Raw genomic sequence first — 16,980 nt, forward strand, 5'->3', positions numbered from 1 at the left:
TTCCGTAAGGCTCGCCCTAAGACGAGCGTTAAACATCTAATTCTGTCCCCCAAGCCGTGTCGGCTCAGGGTGAATTCCGTGTACGGCGGCTGATTACCAGCGCGCTTTCAGCAGGTTGGGCTGAATACCACCGATCGATCGGGTATTGCCAAACACCTGCGGCGCAATGCCGGCTTCAAACTCTTCACGGAAATATTTAATCGCGCTCTGCAATGGCTCAACGGCACCCGGTGCGTGGGCACAGAAAGTTTTACCTGGGCCGAGCTGGCGGCAAAGCTGCAGCAGGGTTTCGATATCACCCGGCTGGCCTTTTTTCTGCTCCAGCGCACGCAGGATCTTCACGCTCCATGGCAAGCCATCACGGCATGGCGTACACCAGCCGCAGGACTCGCGCGCAAAGAACTCTTCCAGATTACGCACCAGCGAAACCATGCCGATTTCATGATCGACCGCCATCGCCAGTGCCGTGCCTAAACGACTGCCGGCTTTGCCGATGCTGGCAAATTCCATTGGCAGATCAAGATGCTGATCGGTCAGGAAGTCGGTACCTGCACCGCCTGGCTGCCAGGCTTTGAACTTCAGGCCATCACGCATGCCACCGGCATAATCTTCCAGAATCTCGCGCGCGGTGGTGCCAAACGGCAGTTCCCACACGCCAGGATTTTTCACGCGGCCGGAGAAGCCCATCATCTTCGTGCCGGTGTCTTCGCTGGTAGAGATGTTTTTGTACCAGTCAACGCCGTTAAGAAGGATGGCGGGCACGTTGGACAAGGTTTCCACGTTGTTCACGCAGGTTGGCTTGCCCCACACGCCAGCACTCGCCGGGAATGGCGGCTTAGAACGCGGGTTCGCGCGGCGGCCTTCCAGTGAGTTGATCAGTGCAGTCTCTTCGCCACAGATATAACGACCTGCGCCGGTGTGGACGATCAACTCAAAGTCGAAACCGCTGCCAAGAATGTTTTTACCGAGATAGCCCGCTTCGGTGGCTTCCGCAATCGCACGGCGCAGGTGCACCGCCGCTTCGATGTACTCGCCACGCAGGAAGATGTAGCCACGGTACGCTTTCAGCGCGAACGCACTGATCAGCATGCCTTCCACCAGCTGATGCGGCATCTGCTCCATCAGCAAGCGGTCTTTATAGGTGCCCGGCTCCATCTCATCGGCGTTACACAGCAGGTAACGGATGTTCATGGATTCGTCTTTCGGCATCAAGCTCCACTTCAGGCCGGTGTTAAAGCCTGCACCACCGCGCCCTTTCAGACCGGAGTCTTTAACTAAGGCGACGATGTCGTCCTGGCTCATGCCTTTCAAAGCTTTATCAGCACCGACGTAGCCGTTTTTACTGCGATATTCATCGATCCAAACCGGCTGCTTGTCGCCACGCAGACGCCAGGTCAGTGGATGGGTTTCCGCAGTACGAATGATCTGTTTAATGGTCATTGATACTGCTCCAGCAGGTTGGCGATGCCTTCCGGCGTCAGATGAACGTGCGTATCTTCATCCACCATCATGGTTGGGCCTTTATCGCAGTTGCCCAGACAACAGGTTGGCAGCAGCGTAAAGCGGCCGTCAGTGGTGGTCTGGCCCGGTTTGATGTTCAGGTTCTGCTCGAGTGCCGCCTGAATACCCTGGAAACCGGTGATGTGGCACACCACGCTGTCGCAGTAACGAATGACGTGACGGCCAACCGGCGTGCGGTAGATTTGGCTGTAAAACGTCGCCACACCTTCCACGTCACTGGCTGGGATGCCAAGTACATCAGCGATAGCATTGATGGCGCCATCTGGCACCCAGCCACGCTGCTTCTGCACGATCTTCAACGCTTCAATTGAGGCGGCGCGCGCATCTTCGTAATGGTGTTTTTCGTGCTCGATAGCGTGGTGCTCGGTCTCGCTCAGCACAAAGACCTCATCAGGGTCGATAGTGTGAATGGCAATTTTTTGATCGTGCATAATTAGCGGTCCACGTCTGACATAACAAAATCGATACTACCGAGGTACACGATCAAGTCGGATACCAGACTGCCGCGGATCACCGATGGGATCTGCTGCAGGTGCGGGAAGCTTGGCGTACGCACGCGGGTGCGGTAGCTCATAGTGCTGCCATCGCTGGTCAGGTAGTAGCTGTTGATCCCTTTGGTCGCTTCAATCATCTGGAAGGATTCGTTGGCCGGCATCACCGGGCCCCACGACACCTGCAGGAAGTGAGTGATCAGGGTTTCAATGTGTTGCAGCGTGCGCTCTTTCGGTGGCGGCGTGGTCAGCGGATGATCCGCCTTGAACGGGCCTTCCGGCATGTTGTTCAGGCACTGTTCCAGAATGCGCAGTGACTGCCACATCTCTTCCATTTTGAGCTGAACGCGGGTGTAAGCATCACTGATGCCAGCACCAACCGGGATCTCAAAGTCGAAGTTTTCGTAGCCTGAATACGGACGCCATTTACGCACATCAAAGTCGAGGCCGGTGGCACGCAGGCCAGCACCGGTGGTACCCCATGCCAGCGCTTCATCCATGTTGTAGGCGGCAACGCCTTTTGAACGGCCAATCAGTACGGTGTTACGCAGGGCGGCTTTGTCATACTCTCTCAGACGCTTTGGCATCCAGTCGAGGAAGTCACGCAGCAAACGTTCCCAGCCTTTCGGCAGGTCATGCGCTACGCCACCGATGCGGAACCACGCCGGGTGCATACGGAAACCGGTAATCGCTTCCACTACGTCATAAATTTTCTGACGGTCGGTAAAGGCGAAGAACACCGGCGTCATCGCGCCGACGTCCTGGATAAAGGTGGAGATGTACAGCAGGTGGCTGTTGATACGGAACAGTTCAGACAGCATCACGCGGATCACGTTGACGCGATCGGGCACGGTGATACCGGCTAATTTTTCCACCGCCAGCACGTAAGGCATTTCGTTCACGCAGCCGCCGAGGTACTCGATACGGTCGGTGTACGGAATGTAACTGTGCCAGGATTGGCGCTCTCCCATCTTCTCGGCACCACGGTGGTGGTAGCCGACATCAGGTACGCAGTCGACGATCTCTTCGCCATCCAACTGCAGGATGATACGGAAGGCACCGTGTGCTGATGGGTGGTTCGGACCAAGGTTGAGGAACATGAAGTCCTCATTGGTGGTGCTGCGCTTCATGCCCCAATCTTCGGGCTTGAAGGTCAGCGCCTCCATCTCCAGATCTTCTTTCTGCCTGGTCAGTTCGAACGGATCGAATTCAGTGGCACGCGCCGGGTAATCTTTACGCAGCGGATGGCCTTCCCAGGTCTGCGGCATCATGATGCGCGTCAGATGCGGGTGCCCCTGGAACGTGATACCAAACATCTCCCAGGTTTCGCGCTCATACCAGTTGGCATTGGCGAAGATTTTGGTGATGGTGGGCACATTCAGATCGTTTTCAGACAGCGCCACCTTGAGCATGATGTCGCGGTTGCGTTCAATCGACAGCAGGTGATAGAAAACGGAAAAATCCGCGGCAGGTAAACCGGCGCGGTTGGTACGTAAACGCTCATCGAAACCGTGCAGGTCATACAACATGACGTACGGTTTCGGCAGCTTACGCAGGAATTCGACAATTTCCAGTAACTGTTCACGCTTCACCCAGACGACCGGAATCCCGGTGCGGGTGGCCTGAACGGTAAAAGCATCCGGCCCAAAACGGTTACGCAGCTCGCCGACCACTGGATCGTCCAGGTGGTCGCGGGTTTGCCATGAAGGCTGAGCGAGATCTTGCGTGGTTAAATCTGTCATACGTTACTCACCATTCCGGCCTGTAATCAGGCGCTAAAAGAAGGCGTCAGGATGGCGGCGCGCATTAAATTGTGATGTTCTGCTGCGGCCGTTGTGCCATCCGTGTACGGGAAGCTTAGACTTCGTCTGGCGTTCTCAGGTTAGTGACGGCAATACGCTCGCCGCGTTTTCTCTCACGCTCTGGCTGCATATTGGCGCGATAAACGCCCTGATCACCCACCACCCACGACAGTGGACGGCGCTCTTTACCAATGGACTCACGCAGCAGCAGCAGCGCCTGCATGTAGGCTTCAGGACGCGGTGGGCAGCCTGGAATATACACGTCAACCGGCAGGAATTTATCCACGCCCTGCACCACTGAATAGATGTCGTACATGCCGCCCGAGTTAGCGCAGGCACCCATGGAGATCACCCATTTTGGCTCCAGCATTTGGTCATACAAACGCTGAATAACCGGCGCCATCTTGGTAAACGGCGTACCGGCGATCACCATAAAGTCAGCCTGACGTGGGGAGGCACGCATGACTTCCGCACCAAAACGCGCCACGTCATGCACCGCAGTGAATGACGTGGTCATTTCCACGTAGCAACATGAAAGACCGAAGTTATACGGCCACAGAGAGTTTTTACGACCCCAGTTCACCATGTCATGCAGGGCGTGCTCGAGCTTGCCCATGTAGACGCTGCGATGAACGTGCTGCTCCAGGGGATCGGTAACAATCTCCTGTTTCTGCAGAGGATAACGATCGTTATCACCGCCGCCGTTCGGGTCTACGCGTGTCAGCGTGTAGTCCATCTTATTGCCTCGCTTTTACTGCTTATGAGGGTTGGTGTGGTTGTGGCTGACCGGGATTGATTTGACCACTACGCGACGACGCGCAGGAGCCCAATCCAGCGCACCGATGCGCACCAGATAAACCAGGCCTGCCAATAGCACCAAAATGAAAATTGCGGCTTCGACAAAGCCAACCCAACCGCTTTCACGGATTGAAGTCGACCATGCGTATAAATAGAGGGCTTCGACGTCGAAAATAACGAAGAACATCGCAACCAGATAGAATTTAGCGGAGAGGCGAATATGAGTATCACCGACGGATTCGATACCCGATTCAAACGGGGTATCTTTATGGCGTGCCCGCGCACGTCCACCCAATAACCAACCGCCGGTCAACATGAAGGCACACAGGCCAAATGCAATAACAATAAAAACAATAAACGCCCAGTGATGAGCGATCACTTCTGTGGTTGTCGACATACTCTTTGCTTACTCATCAAAAGTGGCGCTGGCATCCTGCACTGTTGCAGCAAACACACCACATGAATTCAAGGGAAGGATAAAAAACCTTGTAAACTATGCTGTCATTATCAAATAAGCAGCACTTTTATGGGGTTTTTTACTCCTTTCTATAACCTTTTGTCAACTTTGACAAAAGCATCCAAACATTAATTAACACCCGTAGCATATTATTAACAAACGAACCCCATGATACCAGCTAAATCGCTTCAGTTTGTGAGGTTAATTTTAGTGTAGCGGGTATTCACATGCATGGATCGTGCATTTAACAATCATATTTTGACAGGTCTTACGGGGATTTCCCCCCCCCTTATAGGGGGTATTTTTTTGATCCAGGACACATAATGGTGTTTTTTGCTGTAAAAAGCGGCGATCGGCATTGGCAAATGCCCTGGGAAAGATGGCACGGAATGATAAAGAAGTTCCACTTTGAGCAAAAATGGAACAACTTCCATTTTTCAGGAAGGCGGGAAAATTATTGATCGTGAATCACGTCAGAAAGGGTGAGATAAAATGCATAAAAAAAGCCTTAGCTGATGTTTATCAGTCTAAGGCTCATTTTAATAAGTTTTAACAATTACCCGCTATTCCAATGCGAAGGAATAACCGGCTATTGCTGACCTTACTCTTCGTCATCCAGCAGCAGAGTGCCATCTGGATTTGCCGTCAGATTGTAAGGATCGTTGGTCGACTGCATCGCGTTGAAGATCGCCAGCGCCAACTCATTATCACTGTCTGGATTGCGACACAGCAGGTACTGAGTATCCGGCAATACCGGCAGACCCTCTGCTGCACCCATCACACGCAGCTCTGGGCTCATCATCTCAACCGGACGTGCTGTGACACCCAGACCCGCTTTCACTGCCGCACGCACTGCTGCCAGCGTTGATGCAACATACGAAATGCGCCATGGGATACCGGCTTCATTCAGGTGATCGATTGCCATGTCACGGTACGGGCTAGGCTCATCCAGCAGCACCAATGGAATGGCTTCACCGCGCTGGAAGATGTAATCCGCAGCACAGTACCAAAGCGTCGGTGAGGTACGCAGGACCTGATAGGTGAAATTACCAGGACTGGACGTGGTGACAACCAGATCAACCTCACCCTGATTCAGCATTTCCATCATGAACGGGTTGCGTTTAACGCGCACGTCAATGGCCAGCTTCGGATATACCGACGTTACGCGGTTAAGCAGGAACGGCAGAATGGTATCGGAAGTGTCATCGGAGGCGCCAATAGTCAATACGCCCTGGATGTTGCTGTACATTAAAGAAGTGCAGGCTTCGTCATTGAAACGCAGGATCTTTCTGGCATAGCCGAGCAACTGGATGCCATGCTCCGTCAACAGTTTATTACGTCCATGTCTGGCAAACAGCTCTTTACCTACCAATTGTTCCAGACGCTGCATCTGCTGACTTACTGCGGATTGCGTTCTGCATACTGCCGCAGCCGCCGCCGCAAAAGTATTCAAGTCAGCAACAGCAACGAAGGTACGCAGCAGATCGAGGTCGAGATTGAGTATCGGACGATTTGCATTAGTCATGTTTTTTCTTCACTTATAAGATTTTTTAAAACTACTACCCTGGTGTATTACCCTACTTATCAAATAGATAAGAGGTAATGGTGCTTAATGACAGCCCTGTGTGGAGCTGTCATGGAAAAATCGTGTCAGGCGGATGCTGACGGATACGTCACTCTGTAATCAGAGGCGCGCCGTCTATATAAGACAGAACAACTTCGGGTCCGAAGACGTATGTCGCACAGGTGCTGGAAGCTGCGTAGTTGTCTAGTTTCCCGCGAAAACGACCTGCGGGTCAAAAAGAGATAACATCATGTTATGCTGATGCGAAGCGGTAAAGTGCATCAAATAATAAATTATACTTAATCATTTTTACGCTTTAAAGGGAAATGTTTTTGATCAAATCATCGCATTTTTTGACCAAATCCCTTTTCCGCCACATCCTGCCACAACGCTGCTCATTTTTTAACCCCCCCAGGTTCTTAAACTACAGCAGCAGCGTTAAAGTTACAGTGTAAATGCTATTTAAGCCGCGGTTGTTACCATAAGAGGTCACTTCACAGCGCTTAATGCTGTCGCCTTAAACTGAATAAGAATGCGTGACATTTGCTGGCACCAGCCATGGCTGCAAACCCTCTGTACACTTCTTCGACATCCAACAAGATTCCTTTAACTATTTCATCAGGTCGCTAATGATTTTTTATGCAGGATGTAAATAAAAAATTTCTTAATGACCTCCAGTACCTATGGATTAGAGACTTTACAGTGTTCCCTCTGGAGGGCAGCATTTTATATTACCACAATGAACACAACTGGAGTTATCAACCAGATTAACCCTCGGACATTGCGTTTTAAGCCACCCACGGCGGGAATCATTGGCAAACGCGCCAAAACCTAAAGCCGCCCTTCTTTTGTTACATTGAGAGGAGTAAATTGGTCGGGTTTGTTTTTGGTGGCAGGTTAAAGGACTCTGCCCGTTAAGGCGGTAATAATGAATTTTCAAATTGATAAATCCGGCAAGCTGGAAAATGTCTGTTATGACATCCGCGGTCCGGTACTGAAAGAAGCTAAACGTCTGGAAGAAGAAGGCAATAAAGTTCTCAAACTGAACATCGGCAACCCAGCCCCGTTTGGTTTCGAGGCGCCTGATGAAATTCTGGTAGACGTGATTCGCAACCTGCCGAGTTCGCAAGGCTATTGTGATTCAAAAGGGCTGTATTCGGCGCGTAAAGCCATTATGCAGCACTACCAGGCGCGAGATATGCGCGATGTTACCGTCGAAGATATCTATATTGGCAACGGTGTTTCTGAACTGATTGTGCAAGCGATGCAAGCATTGCTGAACAGCGGCGACGAGATGCTGGTGCCTGCGCCGGACTATCCGTTATGGACGGCGGCCGTTTCGCTGTCGAGCGGAAAAGCCGTGCACTATCTGTGTGATGAGTCTGCGGGTTGGTTCCCGGATTTGGATGATATCCGCAGTAAGATCACCCCGCGCACGCGTGGCATTGTGATCATCAACCCGAACAACCCAACGGGTGCGGTTTACAGCAAAGAACTGCTGATGGAAGTGGTGGAGATTGCGCGCCAGCACAACCTGATCATTTTCGCTGATGAAATCTACGACAAGATTTTGTATGACGAATCGCAGCACCATTCGATTGCGGCACTGGCGCCGGATCTGCTGACCGTGACATTTAATGGCCTGTCTAAAACCTACCGTGTTGCGGGGTTCCGCCAGGGCTGGATGGTGTTAAACGGTCCAAAGAAACATGCCAAGGGCTATATTGAAGGGCTGGAAATGCTGGCGTCGATGCGTTTGTGCGCCAACGTGCCAGCTCAGCATGCGATTCAAACGGCGTTAGGTGGCTATCAAAGCATCAGCGAGTTTATTGCACCTGGCGGTCGTTTGTATGAACAACGTCAACGTGCCTGGGAATTGATCAACGATATTCCCGGCGTCAGCTGCGTGAAACCGCAAGGCGCCTTGTACATGTTCCCGCGCATCGATCCAAAGAAATTCAACATCTTTGACGATCAGAAAATGGTGCTGGATTTCCTGTTACAAGAGAAAGTGCTGCTGGTTCAGGGTACTGCCTTTAACTGGCCATGGCCGGATCACGTGCGCATCGTCACCTTGCCACGTGTCGATGACCTGGAAATGGCGATCAATAAATTTGGCCGCTTCCTGCAAGGTTATCGTCAGTAGTCTGACGCGCATGCAACCTGAAGTATGAAGGGTATATACTGTTTTCATCTCGGGGAAGGCCCTCCTTCCCCGCCGTGAGAACAGGAACCGTTTATGACCCGTAGCCATTTTTTTGCCCACCTCTCCCGTCTTAAACTGATCAATCGCTGGCCGCTGATGCGCAACGTGCGCACTGAAAACGTCTCTGAGCACAGTCTTCAGGTGGCGATGGTTGCCCATGCACTGGCGATCATTAAGAACAAGAAATTCAATGGCAATCTGAACGCCGAACGTATTGCGATGCTGGCGCTGTATCACGATGCCAGCGAAGTCCTGACCGGTGACTTGCCTACTCCGGTGAAGTATTACAACGCGCAAATTGCCCATGAATATAAAAAGATCGAAAAGATCGCCCAGCAGAAGCTGATCGAGATGTTGCCTCCAGAATTACAGGATGCTTACCGTCCGTTGATTGACGAGCATTTGCATAGCGAGAGCGAACAGGCGGTGGTGAAGCAGGCTGACGCGCTGTGCGCCTACGTCAAATGTCTGGAAGAGCTGTCAGCAGGGAATAACGAGTTTCTAATGGCTAAGGCACGTCTGGAGAAAACGCTGTCACAGCGCCGTTCACCCGAAATGGATTACTTTGTTGAGATATTCATTCCAAGCTTTAGCCTGTCTCTGGATGAAATTTCTCAGGATACCCCGTTATAAAAAACGGGCCGTTATGGCCCGCTCTGTCATGCTTTGGCGGAGAGCGTAAACGTGCCACTTTCTGCACGCGAAACCACCAGCGGTTCCAGCGTTTTCACCCGCCAGCTGACTTCATTCAGGCGCGGTGCATCGGTGGGCGCATTCACAGCCACCACGGCACTGCCCGCCTCCAGGCCAGCGATGATACCGGCGGGGGCATCTTCAACCACGACACATTCCGCTGCAGCCAGCCCAAGGCGCTCAGCACCCAGTAAATACGGCTCCGGGTTCGGTTTGCCCAATTTGATGTTTTCAGCGGTGATGAACACTTCTGGCATCGGTAGACCCGCGGCTTTGTGACGTGCGTGAGCCACCGGAATCGATCCTGAGGTCACAATAGCCCATGGAATGTTCAGCTCATTGAGCGTGGCGAGCAACGCCTTCGCCCCCGGAATCGCTTGCACGCCCTGCGTGTCTTCTGCTTCTAAACGCTCAAGCCAGAGAAACTCCGCCTGAATTGCCTCTTCAGACTGACCCGCCATAAAATGGCGAAGTGAATTGATCGCCGGCTTACCGTGTATGAAGTTCAGGACTTCTTCCGCCGCAATACCCTGGCGCTCGCCCCACAGTGACCATGCGCGGATCACCGCAGGTAATGAATCCACCAACGTACCGTCCAAATCAAACAGAAAACCCCTGTACTTCACACGTCGCTCCTTATTCAGGCATTGAGAATCTGCGCGATTTCATTCGCGCTAAGATGATACTGACGCGGACAAGTGTGCCACACCGCCAGCATACGTTGGTATTTTTCCCACATCGGCGTCTGCGCATTAAAGCCGTGCGTACCAGAATCAAAGTGGGTGTAGCGCCCTTCCACGTTCACCATGAAACGAACATAGCCGAGATAGCGCGCTTCGGTGGCCGCATCAAAGCCGAGAAATGCCAGACGGCGCTCTTCAAGGTTATGGGTTTCTTTGAGGTTCGACCAGGAAACATGCAGCGCATGGTGCATTTCCATGATGTCGATGAGCTGGCGGCAGGTGGCTTCCGTTAACTCGCCAAACTCTTTGTCGAGTTCGCGCAGTTGCAGGCCGTAACCTCGCTCGATGATGGTCTGATAACGACGATAGCGCTCGGCATTTTCCGGCTCCAGCATCGCCATCATTTTGTATTGGTTAGAGAGGATCAGTCGTTGTGCATGGGTCATTTCCACGGTTCGCTCCCGGGCCATCACGGCCGCTTAAGATTTAAACAATGGATAAATGATTACACAAGGAAAGCGATGCGTGTTTGCCCGCATCACTTTTCTTTGATTTGAACCCGGTTACTGCACACATTCTCTGGCAGTAAAAGGGCATGTTCGATCAAAGATCGTCGAGGAAGGTACGATCGAGTTGTTTGAAAGCACGCTTTAATACATCGGCCAGTGCCTGATAAGTCGGCTTTCCATCGACGGGGGCGATCGCCTGTCCCGCTTCTTCGAGTTTTGCGCGCACTTCGTGGAACCAGTGCAGCAATGTCGGCGGTAAAGGCGTGATTGAGCGTTTGCCCAGCCACCACAATCCCTGCATCGGCAAACTGCAGGCAAACAGTGCGGTAGCGATGGCCGGCCCCAGTTGTCCGCCCATGGCGATTTGCCACGTCAGAGTGAATATCGCCAGCGGCGGCATAAAACGGATGGCAAAACGCGTTGCCGTCACCACCCGGTTTTCCGGGAACATCGGTGCCAGACGCTTATCGGCTGGCCAGGTCTTCATGTAACGCTGACCGTTCTGGAATAAACCAAACCAGCCGGGATTGCTTGTGTCATTCGCCATGATAGACCTCAACTAATTCTGTAATGATTAAAATAAAATGATAACTACACAACTTTACGTCACATCCTTCAAAAGATTTTGTCTTTGCGGGTGACAGTGGGTATTCTGACGCCGTTTTAGCAACATTACCGGAAGCTTCAGCTCAATAAAAGAGCGGTTCAGAGCCATGTTTCGCTAAGCAGAATTCAAAAATCTGCGTAAAATTACCGAAATTTTTTTGCATGTCGGTCTCTTTTTGACTACCGCATGATGTTAATCATTAATCTACCAGCATTCATGGGCTACGCTGTTAGTCTGATTGCGTTATTTTTAGCCACTCTTTAATCAATAGGTACTTCCATGTCAACGAAGTTAGTACTGGTTCTGAACTGCGGCAGCTCCTCCCTTAAGTTTGCCATCCTCAATCCAGCCACCGGTGACGAATATCTGTCAGGTCTGGCGGAGTGTTTCCATTTACCAGAAGCGCGTATCAAATGGAAACTGGAAGGCAGCAAACAAGAAGCACCTCTGGGTGCAGGTGCAGCGCACAGTGAAGCGCTGAACTTCATTGTTAAAACTATTCTGGCACAAAAACCAGAGCTTTCGGCACAAATCGCTGCAATCGGCCATCGTATCGTTCACGGCGGCGAGCAGCTGACAAAATCAGTCATCATCGATGAATCGGTGATTCAGGGCATTAAAGATGCTTCTTCTTTTGCTCCACTGCATAACCCGGCGCATCTGATCGGTATCGACGAGGCATTGAAGAACTTCCCTCATCTGTCAGATAAGAATGTGGCGGTTTTTGATACGGCATTCCATCAGACTATGCCGGAAGAGTCTTATCTTTATGCTCTGCCGTACAAACTGTACAAAGAGCACGGCGTTCGTCGCTACGGCGCACACGGCACCAGCCACTACTATGTGACGCAGGAAGCCGCCAAAATGCTGAATAAGCCGGTCAATGAACTGAACATCATCACTTGCCACCTCGGCAACGGCGGTTCAGTTTCTGCTATCCGCAACGGCCTGTGCGTCGATACGTCAATGGGCCTGACGCCATTAGAAGGTCTGGTGATGGGTACCCGCAGTGGTGATATCGACCCGGCTATCGTGTTCTTCCTGCACGACACCCTCGGTATGAGCGTGGATGCGATCAACAAGCTGCTGACTAAAGAGTCTGGCCTGTTGGGTCTGACCGAAGTCACCAGCGACTGCCGCTACGTCGAAGATAACTACGCAACCAAAGAAGATGCTAAGCGTGCAATGGACGTGTTCTGCCATCGTCTGGCGAAATACATCGGCAGCTACACCGCGCTGATGGAAGGTCGTCTGGATGCCGTGGTATTCACCGGTGGTATCGGTGAGAACGCAGCGATGGTGCGTGAGCTGGCGCTGGCGAAACTGGGTCTGCTGGGCTTTGAAGTGGATCACGAGCGCAACCTTGCTGCTCGCTTCGGTAAGTCAGGCTTCATTAACAAAGAGGGCACCCGCCCGGCCGTGGTGATCCCAACCAACGAAGAGTTGGTTATCGCCCAGGACGCCGCGCGTTTGACCGCTTAAATACACTTCTCTCCGTCAGCTCAGGCTGACGGAGTTGTTTTGGCTAGTCTGCAACACCTGAGAGGTTTTTATAGTGTCACGTACAATCATGCTCATCCCCACCGGCACCAGCGTCGGCCTGACCAGCGTCAGCCTCGGCGTGATCCGTGCCATGGAGCGCAAAGGCGTTCGCCTGAGCGTGTTCAAGCCAATTGCCCAGCCACGTGCGGGCGGCGATGCGCCAGATCAGACCACCACCATCATCCGTAAAAACTCCGCGATCCCTGCTGCTGAACCGCTGCAGATGTCACGCGTTGAGTCACTGCTGGGTTCGAACCAGCAAGACGTGTTGATGGAAGAGATCATTGCTAACTACCACGCCAATGCACAAGACGCGGAAGTGGTGTTGGTTGAAGGGTTGGTGCCAACCCGTAAGCATCAGTTCGCTTCTTCGCTCAACTATGAAATCGCCAAGACCCTGAATGCGGAAATCGTGTTTGTGACGGCGCTGGGTAACGATTCTCCGGCTCAGTTGAAAGAACGTATTGAAGTCACGCAGAGCAGCTTTGGTGGCAGCAAGAACAAGAACATTACCGGCGTAATCATTAACAAACTGAACGCGCCAGTGGATGAGCAGGGTCGTACGCGCCCGGACCTGTCCGAAATTTTTGATGATTCGAACAAGGCGAGCATCGCCAATATCGATCCTAAGCAGCTGTTTGCTAACAGTCCGCTGCCGATTTTGGGCTGTGTGCCATGGAGCTTCGATCTGATCGCCACGCGCGCCATCGATATGTGCCGCCATCTGAATGCTGAGATCATTAACGAAGGTGAGATCCAGACACGCCGCGTGAAATCCGTGACGTTCTGCGCACGTAGCATTCCGCACATGCTGGAGCACTTCCGTCCGGGTTCACTGCTGGTGACGTCAGCTGACCGTCCAGACGTGTTAGTTGCGGCTTGTCTCGCGGCCATGAACGGTATTGAGATCGGCGCCGTGTTGCTGACAGGTGGTTATCAGATTGAAGCACCGATCGCGCGTCTGTGTGAGCGTGCCTTCCAGACTGGCCTGCCGGTGTTTATGGTGAAGACCAATACCTGGCAGACCTCACTGAGCCTGCAGAGCTTTAACCTGGAAGTGCCTGCGGATGATACGCAGCGTATTGAGAAGGTGCAGGAGTATGTGGCCAGCTTTATCGATGCCGATTGGGTGGAATCACTCACCGCCACCTCCGAGCGTAGCCGTCGCCTGTCTCCACCAGCCTTCCGTTATCAGCTTACTGAGCTGGCACGTAAAGCAGGCAAACGTATTGTACTGCCAGAAGGCGACGAGCCGCGTACCGTGAAAGCGGCGGCGATCTGTGCCGAACGCGGTATTGCGTCATGCGTGCTGTTGGGTAATCCGGATGAGATCCAGCGTGTCGCTGCTGCTCAGGGTGTGGTACTGGGCCAGGGCATTGAGATTGTCGATCCAGAGGTGGTGCGCGAGAACTATGTGCCACGTTTGGTTGAGCTGCGTAAGAGCAAGGGCATGACCGAAGTGGTCGCGCAGGAGCAACTGGAAGATAACGTGATGCTCGGCACCATGATGCTGGAGCGTGGCGAGGTAGATGGCTTGGTTTCGGGTGCTGTGCATACCACCGCCAATACCATTCGTCCGCCGTTGCAGTTGATCAAGACCGCACCGAACAGTTCACTGGTGTCTTCAGTGTTCTTTATGCTGCTGCCTGAGCAGGTGTTGGTGTACGGTGACTGTGCGATTAACCCGGATCCGAATCCAGAACAGTTGGCAGAGATCGCTATTCAGTCTGCAGATTCTGCTAAGGCCTTTGGTATCGATCCGCGCGTGGCGATGATTTCTTACTCTACCGGTAACTCTGGTGCGGGTAGCGATGTTGAGAAGGTGCGTGAAGCGACGCGTATCGCTCAGGAGAAACGTCCTGACCTGGTGATCGATGGTCCGTTGCAGTATGACGCCGCGATTATGGAAGATGTGGCGAAATCGAAAGCGCCAAACTCAGCGGTTGCAGGTCGCGCTACTGTGTTTATCTTCCCGGATCTGAACACCGGTAATACCACTTATAAAGCGGTACAGCGTTCGGCAGACCTGATTTCTATCGGGCCGATGCTGCAGGGTATGCGCAAGCCGGTGAACGATCTGTCACGTGGCGCATTGGTGGATGACATTGTTTATACCATCGCACTGACGGCGATTCAGTCACAGCAAGCGGAAGGCTAATTTCTTTTTCTTGCCGCTGAATGTGAAGAGCATGAGGGTTAGACCTTGTGCTCTTTTTTTTGCTTTAAGATTGGTGGGTGGTGAAGGTTAGGTGCAATTGTCGCTGTTGGTTGGGTGCTGTTGTTGCTGTGGGCTGGGTGCTGTTATTGCTGTGGGCTGGGTGCAATTGTTGTTGTGGACTGGGTGCGATTGTCGCTGAATGCTGGGTGCAAACGACAGGGAAGGCCAGTCCGATCGCGAAGGATTAACGCATCCCTGCAGATCGGCCGCGCCGTCCATGGCGCGGACGCTTCGCTCTTCGCACTGGCCTTCCCTGTCTTTCAAACTTGATCATCGCTTTTGGGGTGCACACCTCAGCATTCTGATTGTTTGTCAGGGGAGGATCTATCGTGCGTTTCAGTGGGCAATCTTCTTCCCTGCTTTTCACACTCCACCATCGCTTTTGTAGTTCACACCTCAACATTCTTACTGTTTGTCGTTAAAGGCTATGGCGTACGTTTGTTTTAATACTCGCCTTCCCTGCCTTAAAACATGTTCATCGCTTTTGTGGTGCACACCTCTGCATTCAGACCCTATGTAACGAGGCGATTTTCACGCAGCCATTCACTGGCGAAAAAACACCCCGCCGCTCACACTGATGACAGGCTCCCGTGACTTGCGAGGTGAATGATGAGCAACAGTGAAGTGCACAGTCGTCGATTGAAGGCCACGCCGCGCGGTGTGGGTGTGATGTGTGATTTCTATGCAGTGAAGGCGGAAAACGCCACGGTTTGGGATCAGAACGGGCGCGAATACACTGACTTCGCGGCAGGCATTGCGGTGCTCAATACCGGGCATCGTCATCCGAGAGTGATGGCGGCCGTGCAGCAGCAGTTGGCGTGTTTTACCCATACCGCGTTTCAGGTCATCCCTTACGAGAATTATATTCATCTCGCTGAGCGGCTTAACCAGCGCGTGCCAATTAGCGGTGAGGTGAAAACCACCTTCTTCTCCAGCGGCGCGGAAGCGGTGGAGAACGCGGTGAAAATTGCCCGCGTGGCGACGGGTCGTCCCGGCGTTATTGCGTTCACTGGCGCATTTCACGGGCGCACCAATATGACGATGTCGTTGACGGGCAAGGTCATGCCTTACAAAACCGGCTTTGGTCCGTTTGCCGGCTCGGTGTTTCATGCCCATTACCCTAATGCGCTGCACAATGTGAGCGTACATCAGGCATTAGAGAGTCTTGAAGCGATTTTCCGCAGCGATATCAGCCCGCAGCAGGTGGCGGCGATTATCTTTGAACCGGTACAGGGCGAAGGCGGTTTTTATGTTGCGCCGCCGGAGTTTGTCTCTGCGTTACGCGCCTTGTGCGATCGCCACGGCATCTTGTTAATCGCCGATGAGATCCAGACCGGCTTTGCGCGCACCGGTAAGCTGTTTGCCAGTGAGTACTACGATGTGCAGCCGGATTTGATCACCATGGCAAAAAGTCTGGCGGGCGGGTTTCCGTTATCAGCGGTCTCCGGGCGTGCCGAAGTGATGGATGCACCCGAGCCGGGCGGTTTGGGCGGCACCTATGCGGGCAGTCCACCCGCGATAGCGGCAGCACACGCGGTGCTGGATATCATCGATGAGGAGCAGTTGTGCGCTCGCGCTAACCAACTGGGCGAACAGCTCAGTGCGACCTTGCGGGATGCAGGCTGTCAGTCACTTGCTGAGGTGCGCGGGTCTGGCTCAATGATCGCAGCAGAGTTTCAGGATGCCTCAGGCCGGCCATCAGCGGAAATTACCAAAGCGATTCAGTTACAGGCGCTGGCTCAAGGACTGATTTTGCTGACCTGCGGCGTGCACAGTAATGTGATCCGTTTTCTTTATCCGCTGACGATTCCACAGCCGCAGTTTGATAAGGCATTGCAGTTGCTCATAGACATTTTGCGTGAGCACTAGAAACAACAAAGGCGCCTGAG

At 52.8% G+C, this 16,980-nt stretch carries 14 protein-coding genes; 5 read left to right on the forward strand and 9 right to left on the reverse strand.

Going from position 1 to position 16,980, the window contains the following annotated elements:
* Window positions 1-93: 93 nt before the first annotated feature.
* The 6 genes from nuoF to lrhA form a co-directional block, all read right to left on the reverse strand.
* Complete coding sequence (nuoF, locus tag ACXI0A_RS15270; RefSeq protein ID WP_476151028.1) at window positions 94-1,434, reverse strand: NADH-quinone oxidoreductase subunit NuoF; 1,341 nt, start codon at window positions 1,432-1,434, stop codon at window positions 94-96.
* Window positions 1,435-1,436: 2 nt separating this feature from the next.
* Window positions 1,437-1,952, reverse strand: coding sequence for an NADH-quinone oxidoreductase subunit NuoE (nuoE, locus tag ACXI0A_RS15275; protein WP_234472916.1), 516 nt, complete (start codon window positions 1,950-1,952; stop codon window positions 1,437-1,439).
* Window positions 1,953-1,954: 2 nt separating this feature from the next.
* Window positions 1,955-3,754, reverse strand: coding sequence for an NADH-quinone oxidoreductase subunit C/D (gene nuoC / locus ACXI0A_RS15280; protein ID WP_476147924.1), 1,800 nt, complete (start codon window positions 3,752-3,754; stop codon window positions 1,955-1,957).
* A gap of 115 nt (window positions 3,755-3,869) precedes the next feature.
* Window positions 3,870-4,550 (reverse strand): NuoB/complex I 20 kDa subunit family protein, encoded by a 681-nt coding sequence (locus ACXI0A_RS15285; protein WP_007889318.1) that lies wholly within the window; start codon window positions 4,548-4,550, stop codon window positions 3,870-3,872.
* Window positions 4,551-4,565: 15 nt separating this feature from the next.
* Window positions 4,566-5,009, reverse strand: coding sequence for an NADH-quinone oxidoreductase subunit A (locus ACXI0A_RS15290; protein ID WP_034825074.1), 444 nt, complete (start codon window positions 5,007-5,009; stop codon window positions 4,566-4,568).
* A 661-nt stretch (window positions 5,010-5,670) separates the two neighbouring features.
* Window positions 5,671-6,594: a transcriptional regulator LrhA gene (lrhA, locus tag ACXI0A_RS15295; protein WP_224931031.1), complete on the reverse strand. Its 924-nt coding sequence runs from the start codon at window positions 6,592-6,594 to the stop codon at window positions 5,671-5,673.
* Between the two features lie 967 nt (window positions 6,595-7,561).
* On the opposite strand from lrhA, the gene ACXI0A_RS15300 reads away from it, so the two are divergent.
* Entirely contained in the window at window positions 7,562-8,779 is a 1,218-nt protein-coding gene (locus ACXI0A_RS15300; protein WP_034825078.1) for a pyridoxal phosphate-dependent aminotransferase, read from the forward strand.
* A 93-nt stretch (window positions 8,780-8,872) separates the two neighbouring features.
* Window positions 8,873-9,472, forward strand: coding sequence for a 5'-deoxynucleotidase (gene yfbR / locus ACXI0A_RS15305; protein ID WP_224931028.1), 600 nt, complete (start codon window positions 8,873-8,875; stop codon window positions 9,470-9,472).
* A gap of 26 nt (window positions 9,473-9,498) precedes the next feature.
* Here yfbR and ACXI0A_RS15310 read toward each other — a convergent pair whose 3' ends face one another.
* The 3 genes from ACXI0A_RS15310 to yfbV form a co-directional block, all read right to left on the reverse strand.
* The gene (locus tag ACXI0A_RS15310) at window positions 9,499-10,158 is read right to left on the reverse strand and encodes a sugar phosphatase (RefSeq protein ID WP_476147920.1); all 660 of its coding nucleotides are present in this window, start codon (window positions 10,156-10,158) and stop codon (window positions 9,499-9,501) included.
* A gap of 14 nt (window positions 10,159-10,172) precedes the next feature.
* The gene (locus ACXI0A_RS15315) at window positions 10,173-10,667 is read right to left on the reverse strand and encodes a YfbU family protein (protein WP_476147918.1); all 495 of its coding nucleotides are present in this window, start codon (window positions 10,665-10,667) and stop codon (window positions 10,173-10,175) included.
* 151 nt (window positions 10,668-10,818) lie between these two features.
* A complete protein-coding gene (yfbV, locus tag ACXI0A_RS15320; RefSeq protein ID WP_034825085.1) occupies window positions 10,819-11,271 on the reverse strand; it encodes a terminus macrodomain insulation protein YfbV in 453 nt (150 codons plus the stop codon).
* Window positions 11,272-11,610: 339 nt separating this feature from the next.
* Between yfbV and ackA the strand changes: the two genes are divergently transcribed.
* From ackA to ACXI0A_RS15335, 3 genes are all read left to right on the forward strand, one after another.
* A complete protein-coding gene (ackA, locus tag ACXI0A_RS15325) occupies window positions 11,611-12,813 on the forward strand; it encodes an acetate kinase (protein WP_476147916.1) in 1,203 nt (400 codons plus the stop codon).
* Between the two features lie 73 nt (window positions 12,814-12,886).
* Window positions 12,887-15,031 (forward strand): phosphate acetyltransferase, encoded by a 2,145-nt coding sequence (pta, locus tag ACXI0A_RS15330; protein WP_224948295.1) that lies wholly within the window; start codon window positions 12,887-12,889, stop codon window positions 15,029-15,031.
* Between the two features lie 669 nt (window positions 15,032-15,700).
* Window positions 15,701-16,960, forward strand: a complete 1,260-nt coding sequence (locus ACXI0A_RS15335) for a 4-aminobutyrate--2-oxoglutarate transaminase (RefSeq protein ID WP_476151026.1) — start codon at window positions 15,701-15,703, stop codon at window positions 16,958-16,960.
* Window positions 16,961-16,980: the final 20 nt, after the last annotated feature.

The organism is Pantoea sp. C1E2 (assembly GCF_056491465.1).